Genomic DNA, 7,312 nt, shown 5'->3' with positions numbered 1-7,312 from the left:
CCCAAGGGGTTCTCCGAGGCTGCGGACATCGCCGACCTGGCAGCGGTGGCGGCAGGGCACTTCGCCCCCATCCAGGATTGGCTCCGCACCCCCGGCGACGGCTGGCCCCAGGACCCCCTCGCCTCAGCGCCCGAGATCCTCACCGACGTACAGACCACCCTCCACCTCCCCCAGGACTCCGCCCGCTACTGGCTCCAACTCCTCACCCTCCACAACCCCACCGACAAGAACATCCACCACTGGAACAACTGGACCAGAACCCGCCGCGTCGAAGCCGCCACACCCCTCATCGAAAAAGGGCTGCTGGTGGAGGCCAAACGCCCCCGAGCCGGACGCACCCTCTTCCTCCCCGGCGCCTGGATTGAAGCCCGAAGCCCACACCTCCCCCTGGAGACCTGGAAGGCCCCCCTCTACCACCTCGAGAACACCCCCAAGGTGAAACCACCCTTCGAGATCGTCCTCCCACTCATTCCCCTCCCCCAACTGTTCACCGACGCCTGGCGGCGCCACCGCGACGGCGACACCCCCCGCCACGACCACCCGGGAGACGAACGCTCATGAACGCCGAGGCACTGTCGCGATGCATCACGCTCGCCGTCGAACGCATCGAGGGCGGCGCACCTCCGCCTGCGAAGCTCGCAGCCGACGTCAAACGCCTGGCCAGGGCAGCCGGGGTGGACTTCCTGGAGGCCGCCCAACCCCTGGTGGCCAGCGCGCTCCACGCCGCCGTCATCAAGCAGGCACCGCAGGCGTTCTGGAACGGGTTCCGCGCCCCCATCGTGGCCTGGGCGAGGACATCCCGGGAAGCACGCGACGCCCTGTTCGCGTTGACCCCCGACATCCCCACCACCCGCTGGCTGCCGCTCCTGGAGGCAACCGGGGTCGCCGACGAGATGCGTGCCGGGGAAAGGGATGTGTTGGACTGGATTCGACGGTTCATCCACAAGGAGTCCGACAGGTGGCGGCAGCACTTTCCCGCCGAGCTGTCCGCCTTCATCCGTGCCCTGCCCAGCCAGCACGGCCAGACCCTGAGGCTGGACGTGGCAAGGGACGACGTGGAGATGGAGCTGGTGGATGCCGTCCTCTCGTTGGGGCTTGACGTCGCCTTCACCGGAGACTGCGATCCGTTCGGCTGGCTCTCGTGGCAGTTCTGGTTGGAGGACGAGCGTCGCGGAGACCTCGTGCACGTCGCCGCCAGTGAACATGCCACCCACGCCGCGGCCGGTCTCGACCGCATCACTCTCGGCACCCACCTCGACGCCCTGCTCGCCCACCCCGGGAGCACGCAGCTGCTGCATCGCTGGGCGGTGCCACGCGTGGACCACGGCTGCACGGCCGCCGACTTCCTGGCCGAGGTGGATCGCCTGCGCCCCCTGTGCCTGCCCGCCTACCGCGACGAGTTCCGAGATGAGCTGGCCGGGCTCGCCAGCGTCGCCGATCCCGCGGAGCTCACCGCCCAGGCCCTGAGGGACGGGTTGCTGACCGAACTCACCTGGCCCGCCCTGGAGGAGGCGGCACGGCAGCTCGACGAGGCCCATCCGGACAAGGTGACCATCCATGAATCCTGGCCCTGGTTCGGGGTCGCTTCCGGGAACCGGATCATCTGGGTGACCGCTGACACCTCCGAGGCCCCCGTCACCGTGACCCCACCGGTTCACAGCCACCACGACAACTGGCAGTGGTTCCGGGTCGGGGGCGACACCCTGTGCCTGAGCTGGAGCCCAGAACAGGGAGCCCACATGACGTGGGCGAGCTCCCCCAACACGCACCACAGCCTGCCCCACCTGCTGGGCGGGGATCCCCGCAAGAACATCTCCTTCGAGACTGCATCGGGTCGGCTGCCCGGTCCCGGACTCATCCGCCCCAGCGACTCCCGCCTGAGACCTCGTCATCGCGAACTGGTGCTGCAGGAAGGCGACGCCCTCTGGTGCGCCGAGTACTCGCAGGCCATGCGGACCTTGGACCCCCGGACGGGGAAACTCGGCCCCGAGTCCGTGCCGCCGCGCCTGGCCTCGCTCATCGACGACGACCTGCGCGAGGGGTTCACGTTCCACAGGGTGTCAGTCGAGCACTGGATGAGTGTCGTTCCCGGAACCGAGGAGTCCCTGCTCGGCGCCAAGGACGGCCAGCACGGCTGGGTCACCCTGCGCCGGGACCCGGTCCTCCGGTGTCGCAGCATCGACGGCACCATCTGGGAGCACGAGGCGACGGTGTGGGACCACTGGATCGCACCCTCGTCCCGGATCCGTCGTCCCGGAGGGGGCCATTGGCTCGTCACCGTCACGGGGCACCTCACCCGGGAGTCCTGCCGACGGCTGCTCCCGGCATCCTCCAGACACGGGGTCGACCATCTCCTGCACAGGCTCCCGGTGGCGGGCTGGCATTTCCTCCGGCCACGGGACGAAGCCGTGAGCGCGCGAATGCGCGCCATGACCGCCCCAGACGTCCAGCCCCTCCTCGACAGCCTCCCGGCCTGGACCCCCGAGGAACCTCGGCAGCTCCCTGCGACGGTGGTGCGGGCAGCACAACGGCTGCTCGCGACCTCGGACCCGGCCCTTACGGTCGCGGTCGGCTGGGCGGCGTTGCGCACGAACCGAGCCGTCCAACGCCTGAGACAGCTCATCGAGGACATCCCACCCGCCGAGACCGAGGGCGAGGCGACATGGACCCCCTCCCTCGATGCGGTGCCATGGGCGCGGGAGGGGCCGTGGGACCAGGTGCTGACCCGGGTCACCGCCGATGAGCTCCGGGAACGACTCGCCAGCAGTTCCGGCTCACCCCTGCGGATGGCCACACTCGCGACGCTTCCCCTGCTGGCCCCCGAACTCCACCTGGTGGGGGCGGCGCGTCCCCTGGCCTCCCGGGCGACGATCCAGGCCGCGGCCGCAGCTGCTGCCGTGATCCGGGACAGTGGACTCGTCGGCCCGGACACGGTGCTGTTCACCGTCCCCAGCCCGCTGATCCGGCTCAGCGAACCGGGATCGGTCACGACCACCCCCACCGGCCCCGCAATCAACATCGGCATCTGCCGGGACGATGACGGCACGAGGCTCCAGCTGTTCCTGTCCCCCGGCGGCGGGGTCCCCACCGAGATCCAGGGCAAACCCGCCACCGTGTGGCGGCGATCCAGCGGGATCGACCTCGCCGACCTCGCGGCCGCCTTCGACGTCGTGCTGTCCAGGGGCGGGCCGCCGTGGGATCCCGCAGCGGCCGAACGGTTCGCGCTCGGCTCGGGATGGTCGCGCCCCGCCGCCAAGGTGTTCCTCGCCGGGTCCCCCCTCAACAAGGAGGAGAAACTGGACTGGCTGCCCCGGGACCTCCGGCGTCTCCTCGGCCTCACCGTCGCCGAGGCCGCAGCCGCGCGTGAGTTCCTGACCGGCCTCGATCCGGCCCTGCTCGCGTCGCTGTACTCCGCAGGAGCAGCGGACCCGATGAGGGTGGTTCGTCACGGACTGGACGTCGACGCGATGCTGACCCGCTGGCAGCAGCTGTCGCAGGGGCTGGTCATGCTTCCCGGCGACGTGCTCCTGGCCTGTCGTCGTGAGCTCGGCCCCTGGCAGACGGACAACCTCAAGCTGCTGCCACGTCGTTGCGCCGATCTGCTCCACCTGCCCCACTGGTTGTGGCTGGCGTCCTCCCTGAAGCTGGATGACCCGCTGCGTCCATGGCTGGCGGAACGTCTCGACGACCTGACTCAGGCCAGCCGGGCAGCGCCGCTGCGGACCTCCCTCATCGGACGGGAACGCGGCCCTGTCCGGGCCTGTCTCGGACTGCCAAGTGTGAGGGACAGCATCCCCGGCGCGGAGCTCCGCACCGGACCGTGGACGGTGACCCGCACCGACGACGGCTACGACGTGCTCTGGTTCGACCCTGCCGAAACAGCCGACTGGCGGCACGAGCACGACCGCGCCCTGGCCGTCTCCCGAGCCGACGACACCGACGACCTCCAGCACATCGCCAACCTCACCGCCGTCGTCTCCGGCCGGTTCCATCCAGGAGTGGCTCCGCACCCCCGGCGACGGCTGGCCCCAGGACCCCCTCGCCTCCACACCCGACCTCGTCACCGACGTACAACAGACCCTCGACCTCCCAGAGGACTCAGCCCGCTACTGGCTCCAACTCCTCACCCTCCACAACCCCACCGACAAGAACATCCACCACTGGAACAACTGGAAGAAAACCCAGCGTCTCAAGGCCGCCGAGCCACTGATCGAGAAGGGACTGGTCATCGAGGCCAAACGCCCCCGAGCCGGACGCACCCTCTTCCTCCCCGGCGACTGGATGCAGGCCCGCAGCCCACACCTCCCACTCGAAACCTGGAAAGCCTGCTTGTACCACCTCGAGGACACAACGAAGGTGAAACCACCCTTCGAGTTCGTCCTCCCACTCACTCCCCTCCCCCAGCTGTTCACCGACGCCTGGCGGCGCCACCGCGACGGCATGGCGGTGCTGCCGGGGGCGGGCAGTGTTGTTCTTCGGTGAGTCGGTCAGACGATCTGCAGGCCGAGAAGTCGAGCCGATGACTTCAGCCCTTCGTCGAAGGTGGCGATCCGGGCTGAGGTCTGCTCGGCTGTCAGCAGTACGCAACAGTCAGGCATCTTCGACCCGGTGGTGGCGCGAAGGCGCGCCAGTCGGGTGGCAGCGTCATCCGGCAGAGGGGTCGTGGTGATGTCCAGAGCCCGAAGGTCGGCCAGCATCGTCTGATCCCGGTTCTCGCGCGCAGCCCTGACCAGCACTTCCGCCAAGTTGATCGGGCCGATGGTCATCGGTTCAGAAGCGTGGGTCGTGAACAGCTCCTCGGCTGCGGCGTGGTGTGCGTCACGGGCATCGAACAGTGCGATGAGAACCCCCGAGTCGAGGGCGATCACTCGGGCCATTCCGAGCGTAGATCTTCGAGATGACCCGGCTCGTAGAGGCCGGTGTAGGAACCACTGATCCGTCGTACGGCCGCCAGTCGGTTGTTCTGACGCTCGACGACACTCGGGTCGATGCTCTTGTGCCCTTCCGCGATCAGGCGACGCAGCAGCCGAGCAGGTTTGTCCCGGTCGACCGGCCATCGCAATGCAGCAGCGCGCAGTGCTTCAGAGACTTCGGGTGTCTCGGTCACGGGGTGGCGACGCTTGGTGGTCGGCATGCCTCAAGTGTAACACCGGCGAGAAGTGTCACACCTCGGTGGTGTGGTGGTCAGTGAACCGGTCGAGGTGACTCCGCCAGCCACACTGTGGACGCCATCGCGGATGTCTTGAACCTGCGCGAATCATGACAGACTGGTGGTTCATTCTGGGCGGTACCGACCGCTGTCTCGTCTGATGGCTGCAGGAGTTCCGCCCTTTGAGAGGGATATGTCCATGCCTGTCATCATCCGTCCGGCTGTCCCTGATGACCTGCTCAGGATCATCGAGGTGGAGCGGGCCGCGGACGCCATGTTCACCACCGTCGGGTTGTCCGTGGTCGTGGATGCACCCCAGACCACGGCTGAGGATCATGCCCCAGCCCAGGAGGCTGGGCGACTCCTGGTCGCCTGTGCGGAGGAGCACGGCGTGGTTGGCTTCATCCGTGTCGATCTGGTCGATGGGCAGGCCCACCTGGAGCAGGTGAGCGTGCATCCTGCCGCAGCAGGTCACGGCATCGGTGCCCAGCTCATGGCGGCGGCTGAGGAATGGGCCGTGGATCGCGGGCTCACACGGGTGACCCTGTGCACCTATCGCGATGTCCCATGGAATGCTCCGTACTATCAGCGGCTCGGCTGGGAGGTGCTACCCGACGATGCACTGGGTCCTGAACTCAGCGCGTTACGCCGTCATGAACGTGAACTGGGACTGGAGGCCCAACCGCGGCAGGCGATGGTGAAGGACCTGACGATGAGCAAGGGGACTTTCAGTCAGTGGACACCGTCAGCCGAGGCGGTGGGGTGGCTGCAACCTCGCAACTGGGGGCACCACCTACCCACGCGGGACGAGTGTGCCAAGATCGTGAGGGCCTTGGCCGGGCACCGTTGGGACCACATGTATCTGGCTCCCATGGCGGGCACCCTGCTTCTTCATCCGGAACTGTTCCTGGCCGGGGCCTGCCGGCCCTTCGCTTCCGCCGAGGTCATCCGGGGAGCTGCCGCCGCCTTCGGCGTGGTGCTTGACAGCGGCCTGCACCGGCCCGGAAGCGTTTTCTTCCGCACCGCTCCCCGAACAGAACTCCACTGGGGTCTCGAGGGCGGGGAGTTGGTGGAGACTCCGACCGGCCCCGCCGTTGCCCTCAACAGCGGCTACCGGGGTGATGAAGGGTGGGAGTGGCTCTTCCTCTCCCCGGGCGGCGGAATCCCCGCCGAGGTGAAGGGGGTGCCGATCCAGCTGGTTGATCGCTCGAGCGGGATCGACCTTGATGCCCACCGCGCTGCCTTCGAGGTTCTCCTCCATGACGGCGGACCGGGCTGGGATCCCACCGCGCCGGAACGTTTCGTCGCGGCCACCGGCTGGCCACTGCCCGCTGCGAAGATCCTCCTGGCGGGGATGCCCGGCCTCGACTCGTGCTACCACAACTGGATGCCGAAACAGATCCGGGAGTTCCTGGGACTCAAGGTCTGCGAGGCCGCAACGGCCAGGGAGTTCCTACGGGACCTTGACGACGGGCTGCTGGTGAAGCTGGTGCAGGCCGGGGTCAGCGACCCGCTGCGGACGGTCCGCCACGGCCTCGACGTCGATGCCATGGTGCAGTGCTGGAGCAGCAACGTCGACGACACCATCGCCCTGCCCGAGGACATCCTCGTCGAGGCTGACCGGAGCCTGCCCTATGGGGGACGCCGAGCGGCCAACCGACTCACCAGGGACGGGACAAGCCTCGATGAGCTGAGAAGCTGGCTGTGGTTGGCCAGCAATCTGCCCCTCGACAACCAGCTACGCCCCTGGCTCGCCGACCGGCTGGACACCATGACCGCCACCAGCGGCCGCGCCACATATTCCCAGAACGTGTGGACCACCTCCGGCAACCGCAACAAACTCCGAACCATTTTCGGTCTGCCCGGCTTCACTCAGGTCCCGGTCGGCACCGTCGCCCACATCGGACCTTGGCACATCACCCACTGCGACCAGCATGATGAGGTCGTCTTCAAGCCATTCGACGTGACCGACTGGGCCATGGAACTCGAACGCACCAACGCGCTGGACGGAGTTCTCTCCCTGGATCCGGGCGCTCTCTTTCTGGCGCCAACGGTCCTTGGACAGTTCGCCCCCATCCAGGAGTGGCTCCGCACCCCCGGCGACGGCTGGCCCCAGGACCCCCTCGCCTCCACACCCGACCTCGTCACCGACGTACAACAGAC

At 68.1% G+C, this 7,312-nt stretch carries 5 protein-coding genes; 3 read left to right on the top strand and 2 right to left on the bottom strand.

Going from position 1 to position 7,312, the window contains the following annotated elements; genetic code table 11:
- Both EII35_RS16075 and EII35_RS15180 read left to right on the top strand, forming a co-directional pair.
- On the top strand, positions 1–561 hold a 561-nt coding region (locus tag EII35_RS16075; RefSeq protein ID WP_221739787.1), incomplete at its 5' end, for a hypothetical protein.
- Positions 558–4,523 carry a hypothetical protein gene (locus EII35_RS15180; protein WP_125229302.1) on the top strand — a complete coding sequence of 1,322 codons (3,966 nt, stop codon included), beginning with the start codon at positions 558–560 and terminating at the stop codon, positions 4,521–4,523. The genes EII35_RS16075 and EII35_RS15180, both read left to right, overlap by 4 nt.
- On the opposite strand, the gene EII35_RS15175 is transcribed toward EII35_RS15180, so the two are convergent.
- Positions 4,488–4,877, bottom strand: a complete 390-nt coding sequence (locus EII35_RS15175; RefSeq protein ID WP_185744391.1) for a type II toxin-antitoxin system VapC family toxin — start codon at positions 4,875–4,877, stop codon at positions 4,488–4,490. The two genes, EII35_RS15180 and EII35_RS15175, sit on opposite strands and share 36 nt — an antisense overlap.
- Positions 4,865–5,134 (bottom strand): hypothetical protein, encoded by a 270-nt coding sequence (locus EII35_RS16070; RefSeq protein WP_185744390.1) that lies wholly within the window; start codon positions 5,132–5,134, stop codon positions 4,865–4,867. The genes EII35_RS15175 and EII35_RS16070 overlap by 13 nt, the downstream gene beginning before the upstream one ends.
- Positions 5,135–5,348: 214 nt before the next feature.
- Here EII35_RS16070 and EII35_RS15170 point away from each other — a divergent pair.
- Positions 5,349–7,312, top strand: a 1,964-nt coding sequence (locus tag EII35_RS15170) for a GNAT family N-acetyltransferase (RefSeq protein WP_221739786.1), incomplete at its 3' end; no start/stop codon positions are given.

It is taken from the genome of Arachnia propionica (genome assembly GCF_003932785.1).
Lineage (GTDB): Bacteria > Actinomycetota > Actinomycetes > Propionibacteriales > Propionibacteriaceae > Arachnia > Arachnia propionica_B.
Note: the sequence above shows the minus strand (reverse complement) of the source record. Positions and strands in the feature narration are given on the sequence as shown.

What these genes read in the sequence shown, in the direction of transcription:
- EII35_RS15180 (WP_125229302.1), top strand. Translation starts at nt 558, where the DNA reads ATGAACGCCGAGGCACTGTCGCGATGCATCACGCTCGCCGTCGAACGC.
- EII35_RS15175 (WP_185744391.1), bottom strand. Translation starts at nt 4,877, where the DNA reads ATGGCCCGAGTGATCGCCCTCGACTCGGGGGTTCTCATCGCACTGTTC.
- EII35_RS16070 (WP_185744390.1), bottom strand. Translation starts at nt 5,134, where the DNA reads ATGCCGACCACCAAGCGTCGCCACCCCGTGACCGAGACACCCGAAGTC.